This window comes from uncultured Paracoccus sp., from assembly GCF_947487305.1.
Lineage (GTDB): Bacteria > Pseudomonadota > Alphaproteobacteria > Rhodobacterales > Rhodobacteraceae > Paracoccus.
In genome coordinates this window covers 1-722 of sequence record NZ_CANKWH010000080.1, presented here as the reverse complement: position 1 = coordinate 722, position 722 = coordinate 1, and the positions used below count along the sequence as shown (strand labels likewise).

General features: G+C 66.8%; 1 protein-coding gene. It reads right to left on the bottom strand.

The window, feature by feature from the left end; translation table 11 throughout:
• Nucleotides 1-722: multicopper oxidase domain-containing protein (locus Q1A36_RS21340; protein WP_299848192.1), on the bottom strand; the 722-nt coding region annotated here is incomplete at both ends.

The window sequence follows — 722 nt, the reverse complement described above, 5'->3', positions numbered from 1 at the left end:
ACCTGGAAATGATGGCCATGCAGATGCATCGGGTGGCCCATCATCGACATGTTGTGGAAGGTCATCTCGACCCGCTGACCGGATTTGGCGGTGACGGGCACGCGGTCCTCGAACACGCGGTCATTGATCGTCCAGCGATAGGGCTGCATCTGGCCGCCCAGCATCAGCGCGGGCGTCGCATCAGCGACCCGCTCTGACAGCGGTGACAGCGCCCGCAGCCTCGCCTCCTGGGCGAGATCCACATCAAAGGCCGGTGCGGCCTCGTCCGCCAGGCCCGAGATCATCTTCACCTCGGCCCCCGCCGTGGCGAGGATCAGGCCGGTGCGCTCATGTGCCCCCTCGCGCAGCGCGAGGATCGGCCAGGCACCACCGCCAGCCGGCAGGTCAAGCTCCAGATCGAGACGCTGGCCCATCGCAACACCAAAGCGCGCGCCCGGCAGCGGCTGCACCGGCTGGCCATCCACGGCGACCAGCCGCCCGGGCAGCGCGCCGCAATCGATCCAGAACACCGTGGCGGCGGCGGCGTTGATCGCGCGCAGCAGGACCCGCCCGCCTTTTTCGACCTGCACGACCTCGGGATCAGCCAGCGTGCGATCATTGGTCAGATAGGCGTCGAAGTCGAAATCATTCAGATCCATCGCCATCCCGGCCATGCCCTGCATGGACATGCCATCCGTTCCCTGCATCCCGCCCATGGTCATGCTGCCGTCCATACCCATGCT